This is a genomic window from Photorhabdus bodei (assembly GCF_003287735.1).
GTDB classification, from domain to species: domain Bacteria; phylum Pseudomonadota; class Gammaproteobacteria; order Enterobacterales; family Enterobacteriaceae; genus Photorhabdus; species Photorhabdus kayaii.
In genome coordinates this window covers 1-653 of the sequence record NZ_NSCM01000151.1, presented here as the reverse complement: position 1 = coordinate 653, position 653 = coordinate 1, and the positions used below count along the sequence as shown (strand labels likewise).

Below are 653 nucleotides of genomic sequence, written 5' to 3'. Positions count from 1 at the left end.
TATCACGACAGGTGTGATGGAGGTGTTCGAGTTCGGCTTTTTGTTCATCGGTAATGAATATTTTCATGACTGGTACAATGATCCTTATTTTGGGAAAAATCAAGCATCTTCAATGATTACGGGTATATTCGTTTAAAAAATCCTGTGCTTTTTTGTATACATAGTTTAAAAAGCCAAGTGCTGTGGCAGTATCCCAAAACTCTGGATCAAAGTCACTATAATAGAGAGCGCCAAAGTCTTTCTCTATATCTTTTGAAGTGTTAATAAAAGAGTCAATTTCTTCTATTAATTCTTTTATCATTTCCTGAGTTGCAACATTAAGAAAGCAGTCTATGACTTCATCCATAGTTTTTCCATACAATAAGTCATAATCTTGACAAAAATAAGCACCTACTAAGATGTCTAAAAATGGATATTGTCCGTTCATTTTAATTGGGGCTTTTCATATTATTTCGATCTCCTAAAGAAGCTATTCAAAATAGTAGATCACTTTACAAAACGCCTTGTACAACAAGGGGAAAAGCTGTAAATAACTTTTCAAAATAATAGATCACTTGGAGGGAACTCAGTCCGATTTTTGCGATCTGATCAATTGCGAAAAATCCCAAACCCCAACACGGACTGAGTGATGCCTATCATAGCACCTATACCTC

Annotated in this window: 1 protein-coding gene; it reads right to left on the bottom strand. The window is 34.9% G+C overall.

All coding sequences use genetic code 11. The features are described from left to right. Positions 1–109: 109 nt before the first annotated feature. Positions 110–427 carry a contact-dependent growth inhibition system immunity protein gene (locus CKY02_RS23205; protein WP_112897022.1) on the bottom strand — a complete coding sequence of 106 codons (318 nt, stop codon included), beginning with the start codon at positions 425–427 and terminating at the stop codon, positions 110–112. Positions 428–653 lie beyond the last annotated feature (226 nt).